The sequence below is a fragment of the Streptomyces sp. AF1A genome (assembly GCF_047340315.1).
Lineage (GTDB): Bacteria > Actinomycetota > Actinomycetes > Streptomycetales > Streptomycetaceae > Streptomyces.
Genome location: NZ_JBLEBI010000090.1, coordinates 1 through 26,275, shown reverse-complemented (window position 1 = coordinate 26,275; position 26,275 = coordinate 1). Strand labels below are relative to the sequence as shown.

The 26,275-nt window shown below is 73.6% G+C and carries 21 protein-coding genes and 1 pseudogene; 4 read left to right on the top strand and 18 right to left on the bottom strand.

What is annotated here, in order from left to right:
- Window positions 1–636: pseudogene (locus tag ACLU3S_RS22595) on the top strand (MFS transporter); the annotation flags it as partial.
- On the opposite strand, the gene ACLU3S_RS22590 reads toward ACLU3S_RS22595, so the two are convergent.
- The 10 genes from ACLU3S_RS22590 to hrcA form a co-directional block, all read right to left on the bottom strand.
- Window positions 588–1,592, bottom strand: coding sequence for an adenosine deaminase (locus ACLU3S_RS22590; protein ID WP_413953743.1), 1,005 nt, complete (start codon window positions 1,590–1,592; stop codon window positions 588–590). The pseudogene ACLU3S_RS22595 and the gene ACLU3S_RS22590 overlap by 49 nt on opposite strands.
- A gap of 20 nt (window positions 1,593–1,612) precedes the next feature.
- Window positions 1,613–2,518, bottom strand: coding sequence for a ribonuclease Z (locus ACLU3S_RS22585; protein ID WP_413953742.1), 906 nt, complete (start codon window positions 2,516–2,518; stop codon window positions 1,613–1,615).
- A 6-nt stretch (window positions 2,519–2,524) separates the two neighbouring features.
- Entirely contained in the window at window positions 2,525–2,878 is a 354-nt protein-coding gene (locus ACLU3S_RS22580; protein ID WP_413953741.1) for a histidine triad nucleotide-binding protein, read from the bottom strand.
- An 85-nt stretch (window positions 2,879–2,963) separates the two neighbouring features.
- Window positions 2,964–6,110 carry a S41 family peptidase gene (locus tag ACLU3S_RS22575; RefSeq protein WP_413953745.1) on the bottom strand — a complete coding sequence of 1,049 codons (3,147 nt, stop codon included), beginning with the start codon at window positions 6,108–6,110 and terminating at the stop codon, window positions 2,964–2,966.
- A gap of 108 nt (window positions 6,111–6,218) precedes the next feature.
- On the bottom strand, window positions 6,219–6,770 hold the full coding sequence (locus ACLU3S_RS22570; RefSeq protein WP_413953740.1) for a hypothetical protein: 552 nt from the start codon (window positions 6,768–6,770) through the stop codon (window positions 6,219–6,221).
- Window positions 6,771–6,854: 84 nt separating this feature from the next.
- Window positions 6,855–7,247 (bottom strand): VOC family protein, encoded by a 393-nt coding sequence (locus ACLU3S_RS22565; protein WP_413953739.1) that lies wholly within the window; start codon window positions 7,245–7,247, stop codon window positions 6,855–6,857.
- 18 nt (window positions 7,248–7,265) lie between these two features.
- On the bottom strand, window positions 7,266–8,012 hold the full coding sequence (locus ACLU3S_RS22560; protein WP_413953738.1) for a 16S rRNA (uracil(1498)-N(3))-methyltransferase: 747 nt from the start codon (window positions 8,010–8,012) through the stop codon (window positions 7,266–7,268).
- Window positions 8,009–9,130: a nitronate monooxygenase gene (locus ACLU3S_RS22555; protein WP_413953737.1), complete on the bottom strand. Its 1,122-nt coding sequence runs from the start codon at window positions 9,128–9,130 to the stop codon at window positions 8,009–8,011. Before ACLU3S_RS22555 ends, ACLU3S_RS22560 begins: the two co-directional genes overlap by 4 nt.
- Window positions 9,131–9,219: 89 nt before the next feature.
- Window positions 9,220–10,356, bottom strand: a complete 1,137-nt coding sequence (gene dnaJ, locus ACLU3S_RS22550) for a molecular chaperone DnaJ (RefSeq protein ID WP_413953736.1) — start codon at window positions 10,354–10,356, stop codon at window positions 9,220–9,222.
- Window positions 10,357–11,373 (bottom strand): heat-inducible transcriptional repressor HrcA, encoded by a 1,017-nt coding sequence (hrcA, locus tag ACLU3S_RS22545; protein WP_413953735.1) that lies wholly within the window; start codon window positions 11,371–11,373, stop codon window positions 10,357–10,359.
- A 163-nt stretch (window positions 11,374–11,536) separates the two neighbouring features.
- On the opposite strand from hrcA, the gene ACLU3S_RS22540 reads away from it, so the two are divergent.
- Together ACLU3S_RS22540 and ACLU3S_RS22535 are read left to right on the top strand one after the other, a co-directional pair.
- Window positions 11,537–12,259, top strand: a complete 723-nt coding sequence (locus ACLU3S_RS22540) for an MBL fold metallo-hydrolase (protein WP_413953734.1) — start codon at window positions 11,537–11,539, stop codon at window positions 12,257–12,259.
- Window positions 12,260–12,293: 34 nt separating this feature from the next.
- Window positions 12,294–13,145, top strand: coding sequence for a DUF3097 domain-containing protein (locus ACLU3S_RS22535; RefSeq protein ID WP_413953733.1), 852 nt, complete (start codon window positions 12,294–12,296; stop codon window positions 13,143–13,145).
- Between the two features lie 37 nt (window positions 13,146–13,182).
- On the opposite strand, the gene hemW is transcribed toward ACLU3S_RS22535, so the two are convergent.
- From hemW to lepA, 4 genes are all read right to left on the bottom strand, one after another.
- Window positions 13,183–14,415 (bottom strand): radical SAM family heme chaperone HemW, encoded by a 1,233-nt coding sequence (gene hemW, locus ACLU3S_RS22530; protein WP_413953732.1) that lies wholly within the window; start codon window positions 14,413–14,415, stop codon window positions 13,183–13,185.
- A gap of 27 nt (window positions 14,416–14,442) precedes the next feature.
- Window positions 14,443–16,266: a SpoIIE family protein phosphatase gene (locus ACLU3S_RS22525; RefSeq protein ID WP_413953744.1), complete on the bottom strand. Its 1,824-nt coding sequence runs from the start codon at window positions 16,264–16,266 to the stop codon at window positions 14,443–14,445.
- A gap of 160 nt (window positions 16,267–16,426) precedes the next feature.
- Window positions 16,427–18,301: an AMP-dependent synthetase/ligase gene (locus tag ACLU3S_RS22520; RefSeq protein WP_413953731.1), complete on the bottom strand. Its 1,875-nt coding sequence runs from the start codon at window positions 18,299–18,301 to the stop codon at window positions 16,427–16,429.
- Between the two features lie 255 nt (window positions 18,302–18,556).
- A complete protein-coding gene (lepA, locus tag ACLU3S_RS22515; RefSeq protein ID WP_413953730.1) occupies window positions 18,557–20,431 on the bottom strand; it encodes a translation elongation factor 4 in 1,875 nt (624 codons plus the stop codon).
- A 226-nt stretch (window positions 20,432–20,657) separates the two neighbouring features.
- Between lepA and rpsT the strand changes: the two genes are divergently transcribed.
- The gene (gene rpsT, locus ACLU3S_RS22510; RefSeq protein WP_413953729.1) at window positions 20,658–20,924 is read left to right on the top strand and encodes a 30S ribosomal protein S20; all 267 of its coding nucleotides are present in this window, start codon (window positions 20,658–20,660) and stop codon (window positions 20,922–20,924) included.
- Between the two features lie 615 nt (window positions 20,925–21,539).
- Here the strand turns inward: rpsT and holA are convergent.
- The 4 genes from holA to ACLU3S_RS22490 all read right to left on the bottom strand — a co-directional run.
- The gene (holA, locus tag ACLU3S_RS22505; protein WP_413953728.1) at window positions 21,540–22,529 is read right to left on the bottom strand and encodes a DNA polymerase III subunit delta; all 990 of its coding nucleotides are present in this window, start codon (window positions 22,527–22,529) and stop codon (window positions 21,540–21,542) included.
- A gap of 96 nt (window positions 22,530–22,625) precedes the next feature.
- Complete coding sequence (locus ACLU3S_RS22500; protein WP_413953727.1) at window positions 22,626–22,871, bottom strand: hypothetical protein; 246 nt, start codon at window positions 22,869–22,871, stop codon at window positions 22,626–22,628.
- Window positions 22,872–22,935: 64 nt separating this feature from the next.
- Window positions 22,936–23,772 (bottom strand): arylamine N-acetyltransferase family protein, encoded by an 837-nt coding sequence (locus tag ACLU3S_RS22495; protein WP_413953726.1) that lies wholly within the window; start codon window positions 23,770–23,772, stop codon window positions 22,936–22,938.
- A 127-nt stretch (window positions 23,773–23,899) separates the two neighbouring features.
- Window positions 23,900–26,275 (bottom strand): ComEC/Rec2 family competence protein (locus ACLU3S_RS22490; RefSeq protein WP_413953725.1); only part of this gene is annotated, 2,376 nt, incomplete at its 5' end.

The following is a 26,275-nucleotide window of genomic DNA, read 5'->3' as shown; positions in this document are numbered from 1 at the left end:
CTGCTGCTGGCCGCTGCCATGCCCTGCTGGTCCCTCGCCCAGAACGCGCTGTGGGGCGTCAGCGGCCGCATCGGCCTCGCCCAGGCCCACCTCACCGAGGTGACCGTCGGCGCGGTGTTCGCCGTCGCGCTCGGCGCCGGGTTGCTCGGGGTGCTGGGCGCGAGCGCGCTCGGCCCGCGGCTGGGCCGCGCGGTGCCCATCGGCGCCGGTACGGCACTGATCGCGGGCTGCGTCGCGCTCAGCGCGTCCGCGGGCGACCTGCCGTCCTTCGCCGCCGGCGAGATCTCCTGGAACCTGCTCTACCCCATCGTGCTGACGTACGTCATCGGCCTCGCCGCCGCACTCGACCCGCGCGGCCGCTGGGCGGTGTTCGTCGGCTCGGCGGCCTCGCTGGGCGCGGCGGCGGGACCGCTGACCGGGAGCGTGCTGGCGCGATCGGCGGGCTTCGCGGTGATGGGCCAGGTGCTGGCCGCCGGTCTGCTGCTGGTGGCCGTGCCGATGACGGCGGTGGCGCTGCGGACGGGCGGGCGGCCCCTGCCGGTCGTGGAAGTCGCGGTGGAGACGCCCGCCGTGCCCGCCCGGGACGCCTACGACACCGCGTCCCCGAACTCGTACGCGTCCACCTCGGCGAGGTAGCGGGCCCGGCGCTCCTCGTCGTCCTCCAGGAACGAGGCGAGGAAGGAGTTGCGGGCCAGCTCGCGCAGCCGGTCCTCGGTCAGGCCGAGGGTGCCGTGCACGGCCGCGAAGTTGTCGCCGGCGTACCCGCCGAAGTACGCCGGGTCGTCGGAGTTGACCGTGCACAGCAGGCCCGCGTCGAGCATGGCCGGCAGCGGATGGTCGGCGAGGGTGTCCACGGTCCGCAGCCGGATGTTGGACAGCGGGCACAGCGTGAGCGGGATGCGGTCCCGCACCAGCCGCTCCACCAGCGCCGGGTCCTCCATGCAGCGCAGACCGTGGTCGATCCGCTCCACGCCGAGCACGTCGAGCGCCTCCGTGATGTACTGCGGCGGCCCCTCCTCACCGGCGTGCGCCACGCGCCGCAGCCCGAGCCCGGCCGCGGCCTCGTACACCTCGCGGAACTTCGCCGGCGGGTGCCCGACCTCGGCGGAGTCCAGACCGACCCCGGTGATCCGGTCCAGGTAGGGCTCGGCGGCGCGCAGGGTCCGCAGCGCGGACTCGGCGGACTCGTCGCGCAGGAAGCACATGATCAGCGCGGTGGAGACCCCGTGGTTCTCCTCGCTGCTCCCGAGCGCCCGCCACAGCCCCTCCACCACCGTGCCCAGGGACACGCCCCGGGCGAGGTGGGCCTGCGGGTCGAAGAAGATCTCCGCGTGCCGCACGCCCTGCGCGGCGGCGCGGGCCAGATACGCGTTCGCCAGGTCGGCGAAGTCCTGCTCGGTGCGCAGCACGGCCATCAGCTCGTAGTACAGGTTCAGGAAGGACTGCAGGTCCTCGAACCGGTATGCCTCGCGCAGCGCCTCGGTGCCGGCGTACGGGAGGGTCACGCCGTTGCGGGCGGCCAGCTCGAAGGCGAGCTCGGGCTCCAGAGTGCCTTCGATGTGGAGGTGCAGTTCTGCTTTCGGGAGGGGCATCGAAGCATCGTACGGCGCCTTCACCGACGTCTCGGAACCGGCACTCGCTGCAGGTCGTGGGCCACGGTCAGCTCGCCCTCGAACCCGGCGGCCCGCGCCTGCCGCTCGAACGCCTCGGGCTCGGAGTACCGCTGGCTGAAGTGGGTGAGGACCAGGTGGCGCACGCCGGCGTCGCGGGCCACGGCGGCCGCCTGCCCGGCCGTCAGGTGACCGTACTCGACGGCCAGTTCCGCGTCCTCGTCGAGGAACGTGGACTCGATGACCAGCAGGTCGCAGCCCTCGGCGAGCGCGTACACGCCCTCGCACAGCCGGGTGTCCATGACGAACGCGAACCGCTGCCCGCGCCGGACCTCACTGACGTCCTCCAGCGTCACGTCCCCGAGCCGGCCCTCGCGCTGGATCACTCCCACGTCCGGGCCCCCGATGCCGCGCGCGGTGAGCCGGTCGGGCAGCATGCGGCGGCCGTCGGGTTCGACCAGCCGGTAGCCGTAGGACTCCACCGGGTGCGACAGCCTGCGGGCCTGAAGGGTGTACGACGCCGTCGCCGCCAGGGTGCCCTCCTCGGCCACCGGCGCCTCGGTGAGGCGGACCGTCTCCCGGTAGGCGGTGGCGTAGCGCAGCCGGTCGAAGAAGCGCTGCCCGGAGCGCGGGTAGTGCGCGGTGACCTCGTGCGGCACCTTGTCGAGGTTGATCCGCTGGATGACGCCGGCGAGGCCGAGGCAGTGGTCACCGTGGAAGTGGGTGACGCAGATCCGGTTGACGTCGTGGGCGGCGACCCCGGCGCGCAGCATCTGCCGCTGCGTGCCCTCGCCGGGGTCGAAGAGGATGCCCTCGCCGTCCCACCGCAGCAGGTAGCCGTTGTGGTTGCGGTGCCGGGTCGGCACCTGGCTGGCGGTGCCGAGGACCACCAGTTCACGGACGGACACGGCGTCCTACCCGGGGGGCCATTCGAGGCCGCGGCCGCCGAGGACGTGCGCGTGGGCGTGCCAGACGGTCTGGCCGGCGCCGCTGCCGGTGTTGAAGACGACGCGGTAGCTCTCCAGCTTCTCGTCGTCGGCGACGGCCTGGGTCTCGCGCAGCACGTCGGCGGCGAGTTGCGGCGCCCCGGCGGCGAGCGCGGCGGCGTTCTCGTAGTGCGCCTTCGGGATCACCAGGACATGGGTGGGGGCCTGGGGGTTTATGTCCCGGAAGGCGACGGTGGTCTCCGTCTCGCGGACGACCGTCGCCGGGATCGTCCCCGCGACGATCTTGCAGAAGAGGCAGTCGTCCTGCGGTTCTCCAGCCATGCGCGTGCGCTCGCTTTCGCCGGTGATCGATACGGAGGCATGGTAGTCGGTCGGCCGCGGGCGGTCCCGGGTTCGCCCGCGCCCCTCAGGCGGGCAGGACCGGCGGGGTCTTCGCGGGCACCGACTCCAGCGCCTCCAGCGCCAGCCGTATCGCCTCGTCCAGCTGGACGTCGCGTCCCGCCGCCCAGTCCTGCGGGCACTGGACGACCTCCACGTCCGGGTCGACGCCGTGGTTCTCCACGCCCCAGCCGTAACCCTCCAGCCAGAACGCGTACTTCGGCTGGGTGATCAGGGTGCCGTCGACCAGGTGGTAGCGGCTGTCGATGCCGATGACGCCGCCCCAGGTGCGGGTGCCGACGACCGGGCCGATGCCGAGCGCCTTGATCGCGGCGTTGACGATGTCCCCGTCGGAGCCGGAGAACTCGTTGGCGACGGCGACGACGGGGCCGCGGGGCGCGTCCCTCGGGTAGCTCTCGGGGCGCATGCCGCGCGGCAGGTCCCAACCGACGATCCGGCGGGCCAGCTTCTCCACCACGAGCTGCGAGGTGTGGCCGCCGCGATTCTCGCGCACGTCGACGACGAGGCCCTCCCGGGCGACCTCGACGCGCAGGTCGCGGTGGATCTGGGCCCAGCCGGGCGCCTGCATGTCGGGCACGTGGAGGTAGCCCAGCCGGCCGCCGGACCGCTCGTGGACGTAGGCCCGCCGGTCGGCGACCCAGGCGTGGTAGCGCAGCGGCTCCTCGTTCGCGAGCGGGACCACCACGGCGTGCCGGGGGTCGCCGCCCCCGGAGGGGGAGACGGTCAGCTCGACGGGCTTGTGGGCCGTACCGATCAGCAGCGGACCGGGGCCGGCCACCGGGTCGACCGGCTGTCCGCCCACGGCGACGATCGCGTCCCCGGGGCGGACCGCGACGCCGGGCGCGGCGAGCGGGCTGCGCGCGTCCGGGTCGGAGGACTCCGACGGCAGGATGCGGTCGATGCGCCAACGGCCGTCCTCGTGCCGGGAGATGTCCGCGCCGAGCAGTCCCTGGCGGGGGCCGTCGCCGAGGCCGCCGTGCGGGGTGACGTAGGCGTGCGAGGTGCCGAGCTCGCCGTGCACCTCCCACAGCAGGTCCACCAGGTCGTCGTGGGTGGCGAGGCGGGCGAGGACGGGCCGGTAGCGGTCGAGGACGCCGGCCCAGTCGACCCCGCCCATGTCGGGCCGCCAGAAGTGGTCCCGCATGAGGCGGCCCGTCTCCTCGTACATCTGCCGCCACTCGGCGGCCGGGTCGACGGTCTGCCGGATCCGGCTCAGGTCGACGGTGATGTTGGAGTCGCTGTCCTCGTCGCCGGAGGCCCGCCGGTCGCTGGGGACGACCTTCAGCTTGCCGTCGGTCCACAGCAGCACCCGCTTGCCGTCGCCGCTGACCTCGAAGTGGTCGGCGTCGGCGGCCAGGTGCTCCAGGCGGTGCTGGGCCAGGTCGTAGCGCTCCAGTTCGGTCTTGGGGTCGGGGTCGTCGGGCGTGGCGCGGGAGGCACCGAGGACGCCGCGCACCGGGTGCCGCAGCCAGAGCACGCCGTCCTTGGCGGCGCGCAGGTTGGAGTAGCGGGCGGCCTCGACCGGGAAGGGCACGATGCGGTCGGCGAGCCCCTCCAGGTCGATCCGGGTCGTCGGCACGCCCTCGCTGTCCGGGGTCTCCTCCTTGTCGGAGGTCTCGAAGGGGCGGCCGTGCCGCTGCGGCCCGAACGGGGACGGCGTGGTCGCGGCCAGCGTGATCAGGTACGGCCGGGCGCTCTCCAGGAAGGCCAGGTCGAAGACGTGCTCGTCGTAGACCGGGTCGAAGGAGCGGTGGGAGAGGAAGGCCAGGTGCCTGCCGTCGAGGGTGAAGGCGGGGGCGTAGTCGTGGAAGCGCAGCGGGGTCGCCTCGGTGACCGACAGGTCGGTGGTGTTGGCGAGGCGCAGCTGGCTCAGCGGGCTCGGTCCGGGGTGGCACCAGGCGAGCCAGGCGGAGTCGGGCGAGAAGGCGAGGTCGCTGACGTCGCCGTCCTCGCTGCGGTCGACCTCGCGCACCTCGCCGCTCTCGCGCTCGACCAGCAGCAGCCGGCCGTCGTGGGAGGCGACGGCGGCCCGGCTGCCGTCGGGGGCCATCGCGAGTGCCAGGACCCGGCCGAGGCGTCCGGCGGCCAGGCGGCGCGGGGTCGCGCCGACGGCGACGCCGGTGGCGGGCACGAACTCCAGGGCGTCCTCGCCCTCGGCGTCCGTCACCCACACCACCCACTCCTCGCCCTCGGCGCGGAAGGTGCGGGGCAGCCGGGCCCGTACGCCGGGCTGCGCGGCGAGGGCGCGGGCGGGGCCGGAGCGGTGGGTGACCCAGTGGACGGCGCCCCGCACGGCGACCGCGCTGCCGCGCGCGGTGTGGTCGGGGGCGGCCGCGCCGAACCAGCGGGAGGCGTTCACCGGGAACGGCTGCAGGTCCACGCGCGGCCCGCCGAGCCGGACCGGGAGCCGGCGCGGCTCGGCGCCGTCGAGGTCGTCGAGCAGCCAGAGTTCGCCCGAGCTGGAGTAGACGACCCGGTGGCCGTCGGTGGCGGCGTGCCGCGCGTAGAAGCCGTCGAGGGGCGTGTGCCGGCGCAGGTCCGAGCCGTCGGCGAGGGAGGAGTACAGGGCGCCGGAGCCCTCGTGGTCGGAGAGGAACGCGATGCGGTCGCCGACCCAGAAGGGGTACTCGATGTTGCCGTCCAGCTCCTCGTGCAGCCGGACGAACTCCCCGCCGCCCTCCCGGTCGATCCACAGCTTGCCCGCCGTGCCGCCCCGGTAGCGCTTCCACCAGGCTGCCTCGCGGCCCATCGTCGCGGACAGCAGCACGGGGTGCGGGCCGTAGGCGAGGTCGCCGACGGGCCCGTACGGCAGGGTGCCGGCGGGTCCGCCGTCCAGCGGGACGGTGCGGGCCCAGGTGCGGGACAGGCTGGGCTGGCCGGCGGCGCTGATCGCGAGGACCTCGCCGTCCGGCGTCCAGCCGCGCACCTGGGTCTTCCTGCTCCCCCAGTGCGTGAGGCGCTTGGCCGGGCCCCCGGCGACCGGTGCGATGTGCACCTCGGGGGCGCCGTCGCGGGTGGAGGTCCAGGCGACGGTGGTGCCGTCGGGCGAGATCCGGGGGTGGTTGACCGGCATGTTGTCGGCACTGAGCCGCCAGGCCCGGCCGCCGTCGAGGGGGGCCAGCCACACGTCGTCCTCGGCGGTGAAGGTCACCAAGTCGCCGTGCAGGTGCGGGAATCGGAGGTAGCCGGAGGTTCCTGTCGTAGCGCCCTGAGTCACGTTGTCACTGTACGCAGGGGGTGCCGGTCCGCGCCCCCTTTTCGATCACTTGCCCTCGACGGGCCAGCAGGTCGGGTCCCCCTTGCACCAGATGGTCCGGGTGACGGTGACCGTCACGGTGGGCTGCCCGCCGCCGGGCCGGGTGGGCGGGCGGTACGTCGGCCCGGGTGTGGCGTCGCAGTCGCCGAGCCCGCTGACGTGGAACACCCGTCTACCGCCGACCCGGGCCGTCAGGTCCCCGCGCACGCAGGCCCCGTCGACGGCCCTGGTCACCCGCCCGGTGACGGTGATCTTCCGCCGGTCGCCGGTCTCGCCCTGGCAGTCGACCGAGACGACGGTGCTCTCGCTCGGCGACGGCGTCCCCCGCGCGGCGCTCCCGCCGGCGTAACGGCCGGTGCAGGTGAGCCAGCTGACGTCCACGTGCTGGCGTTTCAGCCTGGCCGTGGCGGTGGTGTCGGTCGTGTAGGCGGCGCTCGCCGTGTCGAGATCACCCGGCTGACATCCCGCCAGCACACCGCCGGCCACCACGGCCAGCCCCGCGGCGACCGCCGCCCGCGTCCCGCGCGTCCCGCCCCGCATCCGTCCCAGAGCCCCCATGCAGGGCAGCGTGCCACCGCCACCGGCGACACGGAAGGCCGCATACGGCCACTCATCCGTTCGGGTCGGCGCCCGCCGCGGGCGTCAGGCTCGCAGCAGGAGCCACTCCTGGAGTTCGACCAGGTTGCCCTCCGGGTCCTTGACGTGGGCGACGCGCATGCGGTCGGTCATGGGGGCGGGGCCGTGCTGGAGGGTGGCGCCCCGGGAGGTGATCTCCGCGCAGTAGGCGTCGAGGTCGTCCACGCGCAGCACCACCAGCGAGCGGTGCCCGGTGGCGGCGCCGCCCAGCTCGTCCAGGATCTCGGCCATCATCGCCCGGTCCTGCAGCGCGATCCCGGCGGATCCGGTGTGCGGGCTGAACTTCTCGTAGGGCCCCTCGGTCGCCCCGGACTGCGGCTTGAGGCCGAGGACGTCGGCGTAGAAGCGGTAGCAGGCGGCGAAGTCGGTGACCAGGAGCCGGACTTGGGCGAGTTCCATGGTGTCCCCCAGGTGGTGTCAGGACCAGCGGCCGGTGCGTCCCAGCAGCAGGGCCGCGGCGGCGGTGCCGGCGGTGGATGTGCGCAACACGGTAGGACCCAGCACGTACGCCCTCGCGCCCGCCTCCTCGAACAGCGCCAGCTCGTCGCGCGACACGCCGCCTTCGGGGCCGACCACCAGCACGATCTCGCCCTCGGCGGGGAGTTGGGCGGTGGCCAGCGGCTCGCTCGCGTGCGCGAAGTCGGAGTGGAGCACGCCGGCGAAGTCGGCCTCGGCGAGCAGCGCGGCGACCCGCTTGGTCGTCGCGGCGTCCGCGACCTCGGGGAAGCGCAGGCGGCGGGACTGCTTGCCGGCCTCGCGCGCGGTGGCCCGCCACTTGCCGAGCGCCTTCAGGCCCCGCTCGCCCTTCCACTGGGTGATGCAACGGGCCGCCTGCCAGGGCACGATGGCGTCCACGCCGACCTCGGTCATGGTCTCGACCGCGAGTTCGCCCCGGTCGCCCTTGGGCAGCGCCTGGACGACGGTGATCCGCGGGGTGGGCGCGGGCTCCTCGGCGATCCCGCTCATGTGCACGATCAGCCGGTCCTTGCCCTCCGTGCCGATCACCTCGCACACCGCGTGGCGTCCCGCCCCGTCGGTGAGGACGACCTCCTCGCCGGGCTGCAGCCGCTTCACCGAGACGGCGTGGCGGCCTTCCGGCCCGTCGAGCACATAGCGGCCGCCGTCCGCGTCGAAGTGGTCGACGACGAACACCGGCGCGGTCATCGCCGGCCCCCGTCGGCCGACAGCGCCGCCCGGGCGGCGGCGAGTTCGTCGGCCAGCACCTCCACCAGCCGCCCGGCGGGCAGCTCCCGGGCCAGCCGGTGGCCCTGCCCCGCCCACAGCGCCATGCCCTGCGCGTCCCCGGCCTTCGCGGCGGCCTTGCGCAGCGGAGAGGTGAGGTGGTGGATCTCCGGGTAGGCGGCCGGGGCGTACGGGCCGTGCTCGCGCACGAAGCGGTTGACCAGAGCGCGCGCGGGGCGGCCGGAGAACGCGCGGGTCAGCTCGGTCCGCGCGAAGAGCGGGTTGGTCAGCGCCTGCTTGTGCTCCGGCCGGGCGCCGGACTCGGGGGTGGCGAGGAAGGCGGTGCCCAGCTGGGCCGCGCACGCGCCCGCGGCGAGGACCGCGGCGATCTGGCCGCCGCGCATGATGCCGCCGGCGGCGACCACGGGGATGCGCACGGTCTCGCGGATCTGCGCGATCAGCGACAGCAGTCCGATGCCGCAGCCGTCGTTCTCCGGCTGGTCGCGGTGCGTGCCCTGGTGACCGCCGGCCTCCACGCCCTGCGCGATCACCGCGTCCGCCCCGGCCCGCTCCACCGCCAGGGCCTCCTCGGCGGTGGTGGCGGTGACCAGCGTGACGGTGCCGGCCCGGCGCAGCCGCTCGACGACGTCCCGGCTCGGCACGCCGAAGTGGAAGGAGACCACCGGCACCGGGTTGTCGAGGAGGACGGCGAGCTTGACCTCGTAGCCGTCGTCCCGGCCGCTGTCCGGGTCACCCAGCTCGGTCTCGTACCAGGCGGCCTCGCCGGCCAGCTGGTGGGCGTACAGCTCCACGGCGCCGGCGTGCGGGGGCGCGGCGGCACCCGCTGCGGCGGAGCCGGTGTGCGCACCGGAGTACTCCGGCTGGGGCAGGAACACGTTCACGCCGAACGGGCGGCCGGTGAGCCCCCGCAGCTGCTTGATCTCCTGGTACATGCCGTCGGCGGTCTTGTACCCGGCGGCGAGGAACCCGAGGCCACCGGCCTCGCAGACGGCGGCGGCGAGCTGCGGGACGGAGACGCCGCCCGCCATGGGTGCCTGCACGATCGGGTAGGGGAGGAGATCGGTCAGCGCGGAGGACATGACCGCATGTTGTCACGTCCTGTGCACAAGTCCGAATCCGGGCGACCCCTGGCACGGGCCAGGGGCAACCCCGCCGATCGGGGCCCGTGTCAGCGCCCGTTGAACGCGTCCTTCAGCCGCGAGAACAGCCCTTGCTGACCCGGCTGGAACTGGCCCTGCGGCCGTTCCTCACCGCGCAGCTTGGCCAGCTCGCGCAGCAGGTGCTCCTGCTCCGGGTCGAGCTTGGTCGGGGTCTGCACCTCGACGTGCACGATCAGGTCGCCCCGGCCGCCGCCGCGCAGATGCGTGACGCCACGGTTGTGCAGCGGGATCGACTGGCCGGACTGGGTACCGGGCCGGATGTCGACCTCCTCCATGCCGTCCAGGGTCTCCAGCGGCACCTTGGTGCCGAGCGCCGCGGCCGTCATCGGGATCGTCACCGTGCAGTGCAGGTCGTCGCCGCGCCGCTGGAAGGTGGGGTGCGGCAGCTCGTGGATCTCGACGTACAGGTCGCCGGCCGGACCGCCGCCGGGACCGACCTCGCCCTCGCCGGCGAGCTGGATCCGGGTGCCGTTGTCGACACCGGCCGGGATCTTCACGGTGAGCGTGCGCCGGGAGCGGACGCGGCCGTCGCCGGCGCACTCCGGGCACGGCGTCGGCACGACCGTGCCGAAGCCCTGGCACTGGGGGCAGGGCCGGGAGGTCATGACCTGGCCCAGGAAGGACCGGGTGACCTGGGAGACCTCACCGCGGCCGCGGCACATGTCGCACGTCTGGGCGGACGTGCCCGGGGCCGCGCCCTCGCCGTTGCAGGTGTTGCAGACGACCGCGGTGTCGACCTGGATGTCCTTGGTCGTGCCGAAGGCCGCCTCGTCCAGCTCGACCTCGATCCGGATCATCGCGTCCTGGCCGCGCCGGGTGCGCGAGCGCGGGCCGCGCTGCGACGCCGTGCCGAAGAACGCGTCCATGATGTCGGAGAAGTTGCCGAAGCCGCCGGCCCCGAAGCCGCCCGCACCGGCGCCGCCGGACTGCGAGAGCGGGTCGCCGCCGAGGTCGTAGACCTGCTTCTTCTGCGGGTCCGACAGCACCTCGTAGGCGGCGTTGATCTCCTTGAACCGCTCCTGGGTCTTCGGGTCCGGATTGACGTCCGGGTGCAGCTCGCGGGCGAGCCGCCGGAAGGCCTTCTTGATCTCTTCCTGCGACGCGTCGCGGCGCACGCCGAGAACGGCGTAGTAGTCCGTGGCCACTTACGACTCCGCCAGGATCTGTCCGACGTACCGTGCCACTGCGCGTACCGCTCCCATCGTTCCCGGGTAGTCCATGCGGGTCGGTCCGACCACGCCGAGCTTGGCAACCGCCTCGCCGCCCGAACCGTAGCCCACCGACACCACGGAGGTGGAGTTGAGTCCTTCATGGGCGTTCTCGTGCCCGATGCGCACGGTCACGCCCGGATCCTTGGCCTCGCCGAGGAGCTTGAGGAGCACGACCTGCTCCTCGAGGGCCTCCAGGACGGGCCGGATCGTGAGGGGAAAGTCATGCGCGAAGCGCGTGAGATTGGCGGTGCCGCCGATCATCAGCCGCTCCTCGTTCTCCTCCACGAGTGTCTCCAGAAGGGTGGAGAGCACCATGGAGACCGTACCGCGGTCCTCGGCCTCGAAGGCGTCCGGCAGGTCCTCGACCAGCTTCGGCACGTCCGTGAAGCGGCGGCCCGCCACCCGGCTGTTCAGCCGCGCGCGCAGATCCGCCAGGGACGTCTCGCCGAACGGCGCCGGGCAGTCGACCATCCGCTGCTCCACCCGGCCGGTGTCCGTGATCAGCACGAGCATCACGCGCGCGGGGGCGAGCGAGAGCAGTTCCACGTGCCGCACGGTGGACCGGGTCAGGGACGGGTACTGCACGACGGCGACCTGCCGGGTCAGCTGCGCGAGCAGCCGCACCGTGCGCGCCACGACGTCGTCGAGGTCGACGGCGCCCTCCAGGAAGTTCTGGATCGCACGGCGCTCGGGCCCGGTCATCGGCTTGACGCCCGCCAGCTTGTCCACGAACAGCCGGTAGCCCTTGTCGGTGGGGATGCGCCCCGCGCTGGTGTGCGGCTGGGCGATGTACCCCTCGTCCTCCAGGGCCGCCATGTCGTTGCGGACGGTCGCCGGGGAGACGCCGAGGTTGTGCCGCTCGGTGAGCGCCTTGGAGCCCACGGGCTCCTCCGTGCCGACATAGTCCTGGACGATCGCGCGCAGCACCTGCAGCCTGCGTTCACTGAGCATCCGCGCGCACCTCCAGCATGTCGTCCCGTCTGTCCGCGGCTCCCCGAGGCCTGGCACTCTTCGCACGCGAGTGCCAGCGCTCCCCGGCCCAGTGTACGGCTGTGGGGTACACCCGGGGCAAGGTCGGTCCCGCCTCAGCTGGTCGTACGGCTAGCGTCGCGGTATGACGGTGACTTGGGAAGAGCTGGGGTGGGAGCGGCTGTCCGCGGGGGCCGGGCGGTGCCGGCTGCCCGGCTGGGACTGCACGGCGGGACTGGTCGTCGGCGAGGGCGCGGCGCTCGTCGTGGACGCCGGTTCGAGCCTGGCCGAGGGCGCGCGGCTGCGGGAGCGGGCGCAGCGGCTGGCGGGCCACCGTGTGACCCATCTCGCGCTGACCCACCCCCACTTCGATCATGTCTTCGGCGCCGCGGCGTTCGCCGGCGCCCAGGTGTACGCGGCGGTCGGCGTCGACGCGGTGCTCGCGTACGAGCGCGAGGAGCTGCGCCTGGACGCGATCAGGAACGGCCTGCCGGCGGCGGACGCGGACGAGGCGGTGGACGCCCTGGCCGCGCCCCGGCACCTGGTCTCCGGCGAGTGGACGCTCGACCTGGGCGCCGGCCGGCAGGTGCTGCTGGCCAACGTGGGGCCCGGCCACACCGCGTACGACCTGGCGGTGCTGGTGCCCGGCTCCCCGGAGGTGGTCTTCTGCGGCGACCTGGTCGAGGAGTCCGGCGAGCCCCAGGCGGGCCCGGACGCCGTACCCTCGCGCTGGCCGGACGCCCTGGACCGGCTGCTGGCCCTCGGCGGCGGCGACGCGCTGTACGTGCCCGGTCACGGCGCGGTGGTGGACGCGGGCTTCGTACGGCGTCAACGGGACGCCCTGGCAGCGCGTTTCGGCGTGTCGTGAGCGCGGGTGTGCGGCTTCTCCTATCGTCATCCGAATGCGCCCACCCGTCTCCCGCCACCGCGCCTCCAGCGAGGGCCCGCGCCCTCGTGTGTACTCCGCCGACCTGACCCCGCCGTGGAAGAGGCAGCGGCCCGTGCCGGAGGTGCCGGCGGAGCCGGGACTGGTGGTGGAGGAGCCCGGCACCGGGTTCTGCGGCGCGGTGATCCGCTGCGAGGCGGGCACGGTGACCCTGGAGGACCGCTTCGGCAAGCACCGGGTGTTCCCGCTGGAGCCGCGCGGCTTCCTGCTGGAGGGCAAGGTGGTGACCCTGGTCCGCCCCTCGTCCGGCGGCCCGGTACGGCCCGCCCGCACCGCCTCCGGCTCGGTCGCCGTCCCCGGCGCACGGGCGCGCGTGGCCCGCGCCGGCCGCATCTACGTCGAGGGCCGGCACGACGCCGAGCTCGTCGAGAAGGTCTGGGGCGACGACCTGCGCGTGGAGGGCGTGGTCGTGGAGTACCTGGAGGGCGTGGACGACCTGCCGGCGATCGTGGCCGAGTTCGCCCCGGGTCCGGACGCGCGGCTGGGCGTGCTCGTGGACCACTTGGTGCCGGGTACGAAGGAGTGGCGGATCGCGGAGTCGGTGACCAGTGACCACGCGCTGGTGGTGGGACACCCGTACATCGACATCTGGGAGGCCGTGAAGCCGTCGGCGCTGGGGATCGAGGCGTGGCCGAAGGTGCCGCGCGGGCAGGACTGGAAGACGGGCGTGTGCCGGACGCTGGGCTGGCCGGCGGAGAACACCGGGGCGGTGTGGCGGGCGGTCCTGCAGCGGGTGGGGTCCTACAAGGACCTGGAGCCGGAGCTGCTGGGACGGGTGGAGGAGCTGATCGACTTCGTCACGGCGTAGCGGCCGGCGGCGGAAGCGTGCCGAACCGGCTCGGTGATCAGTCCACCAGGTCCCGTACCACCGCATCGGCCAGCAGGCGACCCCGCAGGGTCAGCACGGCCCGGCCCTCCTCGTACGGCCCCGGCTGCAGGAGCCCGTCCGCCAGCGCGCGCCGGGACGCCGCAAGCCCCTCCTCCTTCAGCAGGGACAGCGGCACGCCCTCCCGCAGCCGGAGCTCCAGCAGGACGCGCTCCACGCGCCGGTCCTCGTCGGACAGCAGCTCCCGGCCGGCGCCCGGCGACCTCCCCGACGCCAGGGCCGCCGCGTAGGCGCCCGGGTGCTTGACGTTCCACCAGCGCACGCCGCCCACGTGCGAGTGCGCCCCCGGACCGGCCCCCCACCAGTCGGCGCCCCGCCAGTACAGCTCGTTGTGCAGGCAGCGGCCCGCCTGCGAGGTGGCCCAGTTGGAGACCTCGTACCAGTCGAAGCCCGCCTCGGACAGCACCGACTCCGCGATCAGGTAGCGGTCGGCGTGCACGTCGTCGTCGGTCATCGGGATCTCGCCCCGGCGGATGCGCCGGGCGAGCTGGGTGCCCTCCTCGACGATGAGCGCGTACGCGCTGATGTGGTCGGGCCCGGCGCCGATCGCGGCGTCCAGGGAGGCCCGCCAGTCGTCGTCGCTCTCGCCCGGCGTGCCGTAGATCAGGTCCAGGTTGACGTGCTCGAAGCCCGCCGCCCGTGCCTCCGTCACGCAGGCCTCGGGACGGCCGGGGGTGTGCGTGCGGTCGAGGATCTTCAGCACATGCCGCCGCGCGCTCTGCATGCCGAAGGAGATCCGGTTGAAGCCGCCCTCCCGGAGCGTGGCGAGGTACGCCGGGTCGACCGACTCCGGGTTCGCCTCCGTCGTGATCTCGGCGTCCGGCGCCAGGCCGAACTCGTCGCGGACGGCCGCCAGCATCCGTACGAGGTCGCCGGCGGCCAGCAGCGTGGGCGTGCCGCCGCCGACGAAGACCGTGCGCACCGGGCGCGGGTCGTCGCCGAGCACCTTCCGGGCCAGCCGGATCTCGTCCACGAGGGTGTCCGCGTAGTTGTCGCGGGAGGCCAGCACCCCGCCCGTGCCGCGCAGCTCGGTCGCGGTGTAGGTGTTGAAGTCGCAGTAGCCGCAGCGGGTCGCGCAGTACGGGACGTGCAGGTAGAAGCCGAGGGAGCGAGCTGCGGCCCCGGCGAGCGCGGACGCGGGCAGCGCGCCGTCCTCGGGAACGGGCTCGCCGTCGGGGAGTGCGGAAGGCATGCCCTCCATTGTCCAGCACCGGCGCGGTCACTCCGCCTGGAGCACCAGCAGCGCCAGATCGTCCTCCGGCAGGCCGCCGCCGAAGTCGTGCACCAGGCGGCGGATCCTTTCAGCGATCAGCTCCGCGCCGAGCCCGGCACAGCCGGACAGGGCGCGCGCCAGCCCGTCGCCGTCGTCGAACTGGCGGGAGCCGCAGCGCCGCTCGGTCACCCCGTCGGTGACGCACAGCAGGCTGTCGCCGGGCCGCAGGTCGAGGGTCTCGCTGGTGTAGGTCTCGTCCTCGACCACACCGAGCAGGGTCTGCGGGCGGGCGGCCGTGCGCACGGCGCCGTCCGGGCCGAGCAGCAGCGGCAGGGGGTGCCCGGCGGAGGCGAGGGTGCAGCGGACCCCGCCGTCGTACGGCGTCAGCTCGCCGTAGAGCAGGGACAGGAAGCGGGTCTGCGGGCCGTCGCCGGCGACCAGGGGGCGGCCTCCGGCGGCGACCAGGGCGCGGGCGGCGGCGTCGGCGGCCTCGGTGGCGTCGTCCAGGAGGAGCTGGTTGAGCCGGTCGAGGACGTCGGCGACCCGGTAGCCCTCGCGGGCGAGCAGCCGCAGCCAGGGGCGGGCGAGGCCGATCACGACCGCCGCCTCGGGGCCCTTGCCCTGGACGTCGCCGACGGCGAAGCACCAGCGGCCGTCGCCCGCCGGGAACAGGTCGTAGAAGTCGCCGCTGGGGCCGCCCTTGTCGCAGGGCTCGTAGACGAGGGCGCTGCGCATCCCGGGGATCTCGGCGACCGCCCCCGGCAGCAGGCCGCGCTGCAGGACGGCGCTGATGGTGGCCTGGCGGGCGTACTGCCGGGCCGCGCCGATGGCGAGGGCCACCCGGCGGCTGAGGTCCTCGACGAGCCCGGTGACCTCGTCGGGAAACCGGGCGAGCCCGCACCGGCCGATGACCAGCGTGCCCAGCGGCCGGCCGCCCGCGATCAGCCGGTACGCCAGCGCCGTGCCGTCGGCGCCCTGGGGGCCGAGCGCGGCGCCGGGCCAGGGGTACGGCTCGGGGCCGGAGCGCAGCAGCCCCTCCCGGGGGCCCGGCGGCTCCTTCTCCAGCGCGCAGCGCAGCTCCTCGATGCGGTTCTCGCTGGCGTGCCAGACCCGCGCCGGTCCGCCGCCGGCGCCGCCGCGCACGGACGCCTCGTCCTCCAGCCACACCGCGCACCAGTCGGCGAGCCGCGGCACGATCAGCTGGCCGGTGAGGGCGGCGACCAGGTTCTCGTCCAGCTGCCCGGCGAGCAGGTCGGAGGCCTCGGCGAGGAAGGACAGCGCGCCCCGGCCGAGCCAGTCCCCCTCCCCGTCGGCGCGCAGCGGCTGCGGGGCCAGGTCCTCGGCGACCTCCAGGGCGTCGCGCGGGCCGGGGCCGGCCGGCGTCTCGCTGCCGCCCGGGGGCAGCCGGGCCCACACCGTCTTGGCGCCGGTGCGGTAGGTGACGCCCCAGGATTCGGCGAGCGTGCCGACCAGGCGCAGCCCGCGCCCGTACTCGGGAGTGTCGTACGGCGGCTCGCCGGCGGCCGCGTCGCGCGGCGCGCGGGAGGGGTGCTGATCGCGGACCTCCACGACCAGGGCGCCGCCGTCCTCCAGCCGCCAGTCCAGCTGGACGTCGGTGCCGGCGTGCACGACGGCGTTGGTGACCAGCTCGCTGACCACGGCCATGGCGTCGTCGACGAGCCGGGGCGCGACCTGCGGCAGGTCCATGAGCGCGGCCCGGATCAGAGCCCGGGCGGACCCGGGCGCGAGCGGGCTTCCGTGCAGGGTGGCCCGCCCCCGCGCCTCACCGGGTGGGGTCTCGCTCTCCCGCTGCGTCGGTATGGCCGCCATGTCCATGCGGCCAGGGTGACAGACCGGGGGCGGCCATGAGCGGTGAGTCACCGAAGTGGACAGAAGACGGCCACTTTCGAGCGGTGGTGAGCGCAACATGCCCGGGGGGCGGCGGGGACCGTGTCGGTGCCACGGTCCCCGCCGCCCCCGGGCAAGGGCCCTACTTCTCCCGCGTGCCGGCGTACATCTCGTCGATGAGGTGCTTGTACTCCCGCTCCACCACGGGCCGCTTCAGCTTCAGGCTCGGCGTGATCTCGCCGTGCTCCACGTCCAGGTCGCGCGGCAGCAGCCGGAACTTCTTGACGGTCTGCCAGCGCTGCAGGCCCTCGTTGAGCTGCTTGACGTACCCGTCGACCATCTCGACCGTCTGCGGCGCCGCGACGATCTCCGCGTACGACCGGCCCGCCAGGCCGTTCTCCTTCGCCCACTCCTGGATGGCGAGCTCGTCCAGGGCGATCAGGGCGGTGCAGTAGTTCCGGTCGGCGCCGTGCACGAGGATGTTCGAGACGTACGGGCACACCGCCTTGAACTGGCCCTCGACCTCGGCCGGGGCCACGTACTTGCCGCCGGAGGTCTTGATGAGGTCCTTCTTGCGGTCGGTGATGCGCAGATAGCCGTCGGGGGACAGCTCGCCGATGTCGCCGGTGTGGAACCAGCCGTCGGACTCCAGCACCTCGGCCGTCTTCTCGGGCAGGTTGTGGTAGCCCTGCATGATGCCGGGACCGCGCAGCAGGATCTCGCCGTCGTCGGCGATGCGGACCTCGGTGCCGGGCAGCGGCTTGCCGACCGTGCCGGTGCGATAGGCCTCGCCGGGGTTGACGAAGGAGGCCGCGGAGGACTCGGTGAGGCCGTAGCCCTCCAGGATGTGGATGCCGGCGCCGGCGAAGAAGTAGCCGATCTCCGGGGCGAGCGCGGAGGCGCCGGAGACGCAGGCGCGCAGCCGGCCGCCGAAGGCCTCGCGGAGCTTGCCGTAGACGAGCGTGTCGGCCACCTTGTGCTTGGCCGCCAGGCCGAACGGCACGGTGCGGTTGCCGGTGCGCCGGAAGTTGTCCTGGCTGGTCTTTGCGTACTCGCGGGCGACCTCGGCGGCCCACTGGAAGATCTTGTACTTGGCCGGACCGCCCTCGCGGGCCTTGGCCGCGACGCCGTTGTAGACCTTCTCGAAGATGCGCGGCACGGCCGCCATGTACGTCGGCTGCACCACCGGAAGGTTCTCGATGATCTTGTCGACGCGGCCGTCGACGGCGGTGACGTGCCCGACCTCGATCTGCCCCGAGGTGAGCACCTTGCCGAAGACGTGCGCCAGCGGCAGCCACAGGTACTGCACGTCGTCCCGGCCGACCAGGCCGGTCGCGGCGATCGCCTTCGCCATGTACGCCCAGTTGTCGTGCGGCAGGCGCACGCCCTTGGGACGGCCGGTGGTGCCGGAGGTGTAGATGAGGGTGGCGAGTTGGTCCCTGGTGAGCGCGCCGACCCGCTCCTTGATCAGCTGGGGATGCTGCTCCAGGTAGGCCGCGCCGCGCCGCTCGAGCTCGGCGAGGGTGATCACCCAGTCGCTCGTCTCCGCGCCGGCCGGGTCGATGACGACGACCCTGGTCAGGTAGGGCAGCTCGGCGCGCTTCTCCAGCGCCTTCGCGACCTGGCCCGCGTCCTCGGCGATCAGCACGCGGCTCTCGGAGTCGGAGAGGATGAACGCGGACTCGTCGGCATTGGTCTGCGGGTAGATCGTCGTGGTGGCGCCGCCCGCGCACAGGATGCCGAGGTCGGCGAGGATCCACTCGACGCGGGTGGAGGAGGCGAGCGCCACCCGCTGCTCGGGCTGCACGCCCAGCTCGATGAGGCCGGCCGCGATCGCGTACACCCGCTCCGCCGCCTGCGCCCAGCTCAGCGACCTCCAGTCGTCCGGGCCCTGGCCCGATGCGGGCGGCACCGGGTAGCGGTAGGCCTCGGCCTCCGGTGTGGCCGCCACGCGCTCCAGGAAGAGGGTCGCCACGGACGGCGGACGGTTCTGGATCAGGGTCTGTGTGTCGCTCACGACATCCTCCGGGCCCGCGACAGTGCGGCTGTACTCGGTGCGGCTGACTAACTCACGGTGGGGTTCGCGCTTGTTTAACTCGCGAGTAACTATCGAGCAGGGACAGGGTAAGGGGCGACCGGCCGCTGCGTAAGGGGCTTCGGCCTGTCACTTTCCACGCAGAGCGACCCTACGCACGCGTAGGGCCCGCCGCGCTTTCGCACGACGGGCCCCTGTGTGTCCGGGTTTACGGGCGCGACCCGCTGTTGGCGTCGGTTACTTCTTGGCCTTGCTCGACCCCGCGCTGTCATCGCTGGACAGGACGGCGATGAAGGCCTCCTGCGGAACCTCCACGGAACCCACCATCTTCATCCGCTTCTTGCCTTCCTTCTGCTTCTCCAGCAGCTTCCGCTTGCGGGAGATGTCACCGCCGTAGCACTTGGCGAGGACGTCCTTGCGGATGGCGCGGATGGTCTCGCGGGCGATGACCCGGGAGCCGATGGCGGCCTGCACCGGCACCTCGAAGTTCTGCCGCGGGATCAGCTCCTTGAGCTTGGCGACCAGCCGTACGCCGTACGCGTACGCCTGGTCCTTGTGGGTGATCGCCGAGAAGGCGTCCACCTTGTCGCCGTGCAGCAGGATGTCGACCTTGACGAGCGAGCTGCTCTGCTCGCCCGTGGGCTCGTAGTCGAGGGAGGCGTAGCCGCGCGTCTTGGACTTCAGCTGGTCGAAGAAGTCGAAGACGATCTCCGCGAGCGGGAGGGTGTAGCGGATCTCGACGCGGTCCTCGGACAGGTAGTCCATGCCGAGCAGGGTGCCGCGTCGGGTCTGGCACAGCTCCATGATCGCGCCGATGAACTCGGTCGGCGCGAGGATCGTCGCCCGTACGACCGGCTCGTAGACCTCCTGGATCTTGCCCTCGGGGAACTCGCTCGGGTTGGTGACCGTGTGCTCGCTGCCGTCCTCCATGATCACGCGGTAGACCACGTTGGGGGCGGTGGCGATCAGGTCGAGGCCGAACTCGCGCTCCAGGCGCTCCCGGATCACGTCCAGGTGCAGCAGGCCGAGGAAGCCGACGCGGAAGCCGAAGCCGAGCGCGGCGGAGGTCTCCGGCTCGTACACCAGCGCGGCGTCGTTGAGCTGGAGCTTGTCCAGCGCCTCGCGCAGCTCGGGGTAGTCGGAGCCGTCCAGCGGATACAGACCCGAGAAGACCATCGGCTTGGGGTCCTTGTAGCCGCCGAGGGCCTCGGTGGCGCCCTTGTTCTGGCTGGTGACGGTGTCACCGACCTTGGACTGGCGGACGTCCTTCACGCCGGTGATGAGGTAGCCCACCTCACCGACGCCGAGGCCGTCGGCCGGGAGCATCTCGGGCGAGCTGACGCCGATCTCCAGCAGCTCGTGCGTGGCGCCGGTCGACATCATCCGGATGCGCTCGCGCTTGTTGAGCTGGCCGTCGATGACACGGACGTACGTCACCACGCCCCGGTACGAGTCGTACACCGAGTCGAAGATCATCGCGCGGGCCGGGGCGTCCGCGACGCCGACCGGCGCCGGGATCTCCTTGACGACCTTGTTCAGCAGCGCGTCGACGCCGAGACCGGTCTTCGCGGAGACCTTGAGCACGTCGTCCGGGTCGCAGCCGACCAGGTTCGCCAGCTCCTCGGCGAACTTCTCCGGCTGCGCCGCCGGCAGGTCGATCTTGTTCAGGACCGGGATGATCGTGAGGTCGTTCTCCATCGCCAGATAGAGGTTGGCGAGGGTCTGCGCCTCGATGCCCTGGGCGGCGTCGACCAGCAGGATGGTCCCCTCGCAGGCGGCCAGCGACCGCGAGACCTCGTACGTGAAGTCGACGTGCCCCGGGGTGTCGATCATGTTGAGGATGTGCGTCGTGCCCTGGTCGGGGCCCTCGGTCGGGGCCCAGGGCAGACGCACCGCCTGGGACTTGATCGTGATGCCGCGCTCGCGCTCGATGTCCATCCGGTCGAGGTACTGAGCACGCATCTGCCGCTGCTCGACCACACCGGTCAGCTGGAGCATGCGGTCGGCGAGCGTGGACTTGCCGTGGTCGATGTGCGCGATGATGCAGAAATTGCGGATCAGAGCCGGGGCGGTACGGCTCGGCTCGGGCACATGGTTAGGGGTCGCGGGCACGCAGGGTCCTGTCTCTTGAGGCGCCTTATGCCTCGGGTCGGATCGTTACGTAGTCTCCATGGTCCCACGGGGAGGGACCGGGAGCCGTTTTGGGCCGCTCGCAGGGCCACTGGTACTGTAGATGGCTGTGCCTCATGCCCTCTCAGCGCGAGGCGCGTCAGAGAAATTTTGGATCATCGGTACGGGACCCGTGCGGCCCCGCACCAGAACCTGAAAAGGCTCCTTCGTGGCGAACATCAAGTCCCAGATCAAGCGGATCAAGACCAACGAGAAGGCGCGGCTGCGCAACAAGGCCGTCAAGTCCTCCCTGAAGACCGCGATCCGCAAGGCCCGTGAGGCCGCCGCCGCGGGTGACGCCGAGAAGGCCGTCGAGCTGCAGCGCGCTGCCGCGCGTGCGCTCGACAAGGCCGTCTCGAAGGGCGTCATCCACAAGAACCAGGCCGCCAACAAGAAGTCGGCGCTGGCTTCCAAGGTCGCGTCCGTCAAGGGCTGAACACCCTTTCTGATCTGACCGCCGGAAGGACCCAGAGCGGGCCCTCTCTCATCCGCTCCCGCCCGGCACCCCCGGATTCGTACGCGGCCTGCGTTCGCCACGCGGGTACGGATCCAACAGCCTGACCGAAGACCCCGGCTCCCTTCTTCCCCAGGGTGGGTGACGGGGTCTTCGACATACGGCGCCCCGGGCTCCGGGCCTGCCCTGGGCGCGCCCGCGTGAGCGAGCCCACCCGGCCCCAGGCGCGCCCGCGTGACCGAGCCCACCCGGCCCCAGGCACACCCTCGTGAGCGAGCCCACCGGACCCCGGGCACGCCCACGCGGCCGAATCCACCGAGCCCCATGCACGCCCCGCGTGAGCGAGCCCACCGGACCCCGGGCACGCCCACGCGGCCGAATCCACCGAGCCCCATGCACGCCCCACGTGAGCGAGCCCACCGGACCCCAGGCGCGCCCGCTTGACCGAACCCACCCGGCCTCAGGCACGCCCCACGCGACCGAGCCCGCCCGCCTGACCGAACCCGGGGGACCCCGTGCACGCCCCACGCGACCGAACCCACCGGACCCCAAGCACGCCCCGCGCGACCGAGCCCAGCAGGCCGAACCCACAGGGCTCTAAGCGCGCCCCCGTGAGCGAGCGGCTCGAGCGATGGTCACCACCGCCTTCTCCAACGCGTACTCGGGATCATCCCCGCCGCCCTTCACGCCGGCGTCGGCCTCGGCGATGGCCCGCATGGCCACCGAGACGCCGTCGGCCGTCCAGCCCCGCATCTGCTGCCGCACCCGGTCGATCTTCCACGGCGGCATCCCCAGCTCGCGCGCCAGATCGGCCGGCCGCCCGCCGCGCGCGGAGGACAGCTTCCCGATGGCCCGCACGCCCTGTGCCAGCGCACTGGTGATCATCACCGGCGCCACGCCCGTGGCCAGCGACCACCGCAGCGCCTCCAGCGCCTCCGCGGTGCGCCCCTCCACCGCCCGGTCCGCGACCGTGAAGCTGGAGGCCTCGGCCCGCCCGGTGTAGTACCGCCCGACCACGGACTCGTCGATCGTCCCCTCGACGTCCGCGACCAACTGCGCCACCGCGGACGCCAGCTCGCGCAGGTCACTGCCGATGGCGTCGCACAGCGCCTGGCACGCCTCTGGCGTCGCCGACCGCCCCGCCGTCCGGAACTCCCCCCGCACGAACGCCAGCCGGTCCGCCGGCTTGGTCATCTTCGGGCAGGCCACCTCCCGCGCCCCCGCCTTGCGCGCGGCATCGAGCAGCCCCTTGCCCTTCGCACCGCCCGCGTGCAGCAGCACGAGCGTGATCTCCTCGGCGGGCGCCCCGAGATACGCCTTCACGTCCTTGATCGTGTCCGCCGACAGATCCTGCGCGTTGCGTACGACCACCACCTTGCGCTCGGCGAAGAGCGACGGGCTGGTCAGCTCGGCGAGCGTGCCGGGCTGCAACTGGTCCGGGGTCAGGTCCCGCACGTCCGTGTCGGCGTCGGCGGCCCTGGCGGCGGCCACGACCTCCCGCACGGCACGGTCGAGCAGCAGGTCCTCCTGGCCCACGGCGAGTGTCACCGGGGCAAGCGGGTCGTCGTTCGCAGTCTTCCTGGCCATCGTGACAAGCATCCCACGCCCCACTGACAAGGACCCGCCCGCGGACCCCGTGCCCAACCCGGTGCGGGAGACGATCCCCCATCTCCCCGGCCAGGGCTACGGCTCCTCGCGCCAGCCGTCCCACTGGCCGGCGAACGCGTCCAGCGCCTCCGGGTCCAGCCGCTTCTCCTCGTCCCGCAGGACCACCAGCCACTGGGCGTCCTCGGCGTCGTCCTCACCGGCCAGCGCGTCCCGGACCAGCCGCGGCTCCTCGTCGATGCCGAACCGCTCCCCGAGCGCCTCGGCCGCCTCCTCCGCCGCGTCCCGGTCGGGCAGCACCAGCACGTGTCTCACATCGCTCACGGCCCCATTCTCCGGCACCGGCACCCGCCCCGAACGGCCGGTACGGGCTGCTGCGGCCGCGGCATCAGCTCGGATTCCGCCTCCGCACGGTGGGCACGCGGCTCAGCTCGATCCCGAACCGCTCCCGGTACACCGCCAGTACCTCCTCGTCCGTGTCCAACTCCCGTGTCCCGCGCGCCCCGTCGGCGCCCGTCGTCGTCAGCGTGCGCCCACTGAGCGTGATCCTCCCTCCGTCCTCCGTCACCCGCGAGCAGACCAGCGACCGCATGAAGTGCGACAGCGGCGAGGTGCTGTGCCACCACGCACCGGCCGCGAAGTCCGCGAGCACCCGTGGTCGCGTCTCCAGCCGGTACTGCGGCCTGCCGTCCCGTAGGACGTCCAGGTCCCCGGCGCCCGCCGCCTCACCTCCGCCCCGCGCCCCGGCCGCGTCCGGACCGGCCTCCGCCACCCGGAACACGCCGCCCGGATCGGCCTGCTCCCCGCGCTCCGCGTACGCCAGGGGGTGATGGCTGTGCGCCCCGAACCCGACATCGGCGAGCCAGGTCTCCCCGTCCGCCGTCCCCACCCGCAGCGCGAGATGGTCGTAGGGGATACCGAGCCGGCCCTCCTCGCCGTACACGCGGCCCGCGAGGAGCTCCACCTCGTAGCCGAGCGCGGCGAGCAACGCGCCGAACGCGCCGTTCAGTTCGTAGCAGAAGCCGCCTCGCCGGGCCGCGGTCACCTTGTCCAGCAGCCGCTTCTCCTCCAGCACGATCTCCTCTCCGAGGTGGACCGACAGGTTCTCGAAGGGAACGGTCTGCAGATGGCGCAGGTGCAGTTCGCACAGCGCCCCGCCGGTGGCCCGTCGCGGGCGGGCGACCCCGAGCCGGCGGAGATAGGCATCGACCTGAGCTGAGTTCATGTCCTCAGTCTGGGCGATCGCCCCGTCTCCCCCCACGCCCCATCGGACCGTGACCGTCCGCGCCCCGGCTCCCTGCCCTGCCCTCAGCCCGCTCCTCGCGAACCGCTCTCCTTCCCCTCACCTCTCGTCACTCTCTCGCCACCTTCACCTCCCCGCCCGCCCCTTCGGTCCCGGCGACCGCAAGCGCTCCATCCCGGTCGGTGCGCAGGACGACCGCCCCACCGGACCGCAACGCGGCCACGGTCGACGGAGCCGGGTGGCCGTACGGGTTGTCGGCACCGCAGCTGATGAGGGCCACCCGGGGAGCCGCGAGCCGTATCAGCTCGGGGTCCTGGTAGGCCGACCCGTGATGGGCCACCTTCAGCACGTCCACCGCCGCCAGCTCGGCCGCCGCCGGTGACCGCAGCAGCGCCTGCTGGGCCGGGGGTTCGAGGTCTCCGAGCAACAGCATCCGCAGCCCGCCTGTGCGGACGAGCAGTGCCACGCTGGCGTCGTTCGGACCGTCCAGCTCCGGCGCGGTGCCCGGCCCCGGCGGGGGTGCCCCCGGGTCCGAGGGCGACCGGGCGCCGGGCGGCGGCCACAGGACCCGCCAGGCCAGCGGTCCGGTGCGCCGCTCCTCCCCCGCGGCGGCCCGCGTCACCGGGATGTGCCGTGCGGCGGCCTCCCTGCTGACGAACTCCGCCTCCTGCGCCGGTTCTTCGAGTCCCGTGGTCTCGATCGCGGCGACCGTGCGGCCCCGCAGGACGCCCGGCAGCCCCGCCACATGGTCGGCGTGGAAGTGGGTCAGCAGGAGGAGGGGGATGCGTGTGATGCCCAGGTGGCGCAGGCAGTCGTCGACGAGCGCCGGGTCGGGTCCCGCGTCCACGACCACCCCGGCTCCCTCGCCCGCCGCCAGGACCGTCGCATCGCCCTGCCCGACATCACACATCGCGAACCGCCAGCCCGGCGGCGGCCAGCCCGTCAGGACCCGCGTCAGCGGCGCCGGCCGCACCACCGCCAGCAGGAACAGCACCCCGAGCAGCCCGCACCACCACGGGTGCCGCAGCAACCGCCGTCCGGCCGCAACGACCGCCACGGTCACCGCCGCGAGCAGCAGCGCGCCCGGCCAGCTCCCCGGCCAGTCCACTCCCGCGCCGGGCAGCGCCGCCCCGGTACGGGCGACCCGGGCGATCCACTGGACCGGCCAACCGGCGCACCAGGCCAGTGCCTTGGCCAGTGGCATCGCCACCGGTGCCGCGGCGAGCGCGGCGAAGCCCAGCACCGTCGCCGGTGCCACCGCCACCTCGGCCAGCAGGTTGCACGGCACGGCCACCAGGCTCACCCGGGCCGACAGCACCGCCACGACCGGCGCGCACACGACCTGCGCGGCAGCGGCCGCGCCCAGCGCCTCGGCGAGCCTCGGGGGCACCCGGCGCCGCCGCAGCGCCTCGGTCCAGCCCGGTGCCAGCACCAGCAGCGCCCCGGTGGCCAGCACCGAGAGCAGGAAGCCGTAACTGCGGGCCAGCCACGGGTCGTAGAGCACCAGCAGCAGGACCGCCGTGGCCAGCGCCGGGATCAGGGTTCTGCGGCGCCCCGTGGCCAGGGCGAGCAGCGCGACCGCGCCGCACGCGGCGGCCCGCAGCACACTGGGGTCGGGCCGGCACACCTCCACGAATCCCAGGGTGAGCACTCCCGCGAGCACTGCGGTCATCCGCAGGGAGAGCCCCAGGCGCGGTGCGATGCCACCGCGCTCGATCTGCTGGGCCAGCCCGGGCGGTCCGATGAGCAGGGCGAGCAGGACGGTGAGGTTGCTCCCGGAGACGGCGAGCGTGTGGGCCAGGTCCGTCTCCTTGAAGGCGTCGTCCAGCTCGGGCGTGATCCGCGAGGTGTCCCCGACGACCAATCCGGGCAGCAGCGCCCGCGCATCCTCCGGCAGACCCTCGGTCGCCTCCCGCAGCCCGTCCCGGAGTTGCCCCGCCAGCCGTTGCGCTCCGCTCGGCCCCGCCACGATCCGGGGCCCCGGCCGTTCCCGCACCCGCAGTACGGCCGCCGTCCGGTCGCCGCCCGCCGACGCGGGCACGAGCCGTCCGTCCACCTGGAGCCGTGTGGACGGCAGCAGAGCCAGCCACGCGGCCCGGCGGCGACCCGCGGCCCGGCCGTCGGTGCCCGACGGCGCCCTGGCGCCCCGTTCCGGAGCCGGGGGTGAATCCGTGCTCCCTTCCTCTCCCGGCGGCGGCTCGGCACTCCCCCCGCGCCCGGCGCTGCCGCCCCCTGTCGACGACGGCCCGGAGCTCCCCCGCGGCGCCGGAACGTCCGCGTCGACGACCATCAGCACCGGAGCCCGCGTCCGCGCAGCGCTCCCGTCGCGCCGCTCGACGCGCCGTACCTCCGCGCGGACCAGCACCGCCACCGGGGCCGTGTGATCGCCGCGCACCCGTGGTCTGCTCAGCCAGGGGTCGCCGGTCACCTCGACCTCGGCGGTCACGGTCGCCGACCGCCGGGCCAGCTCGGGCACCGGCCCGCG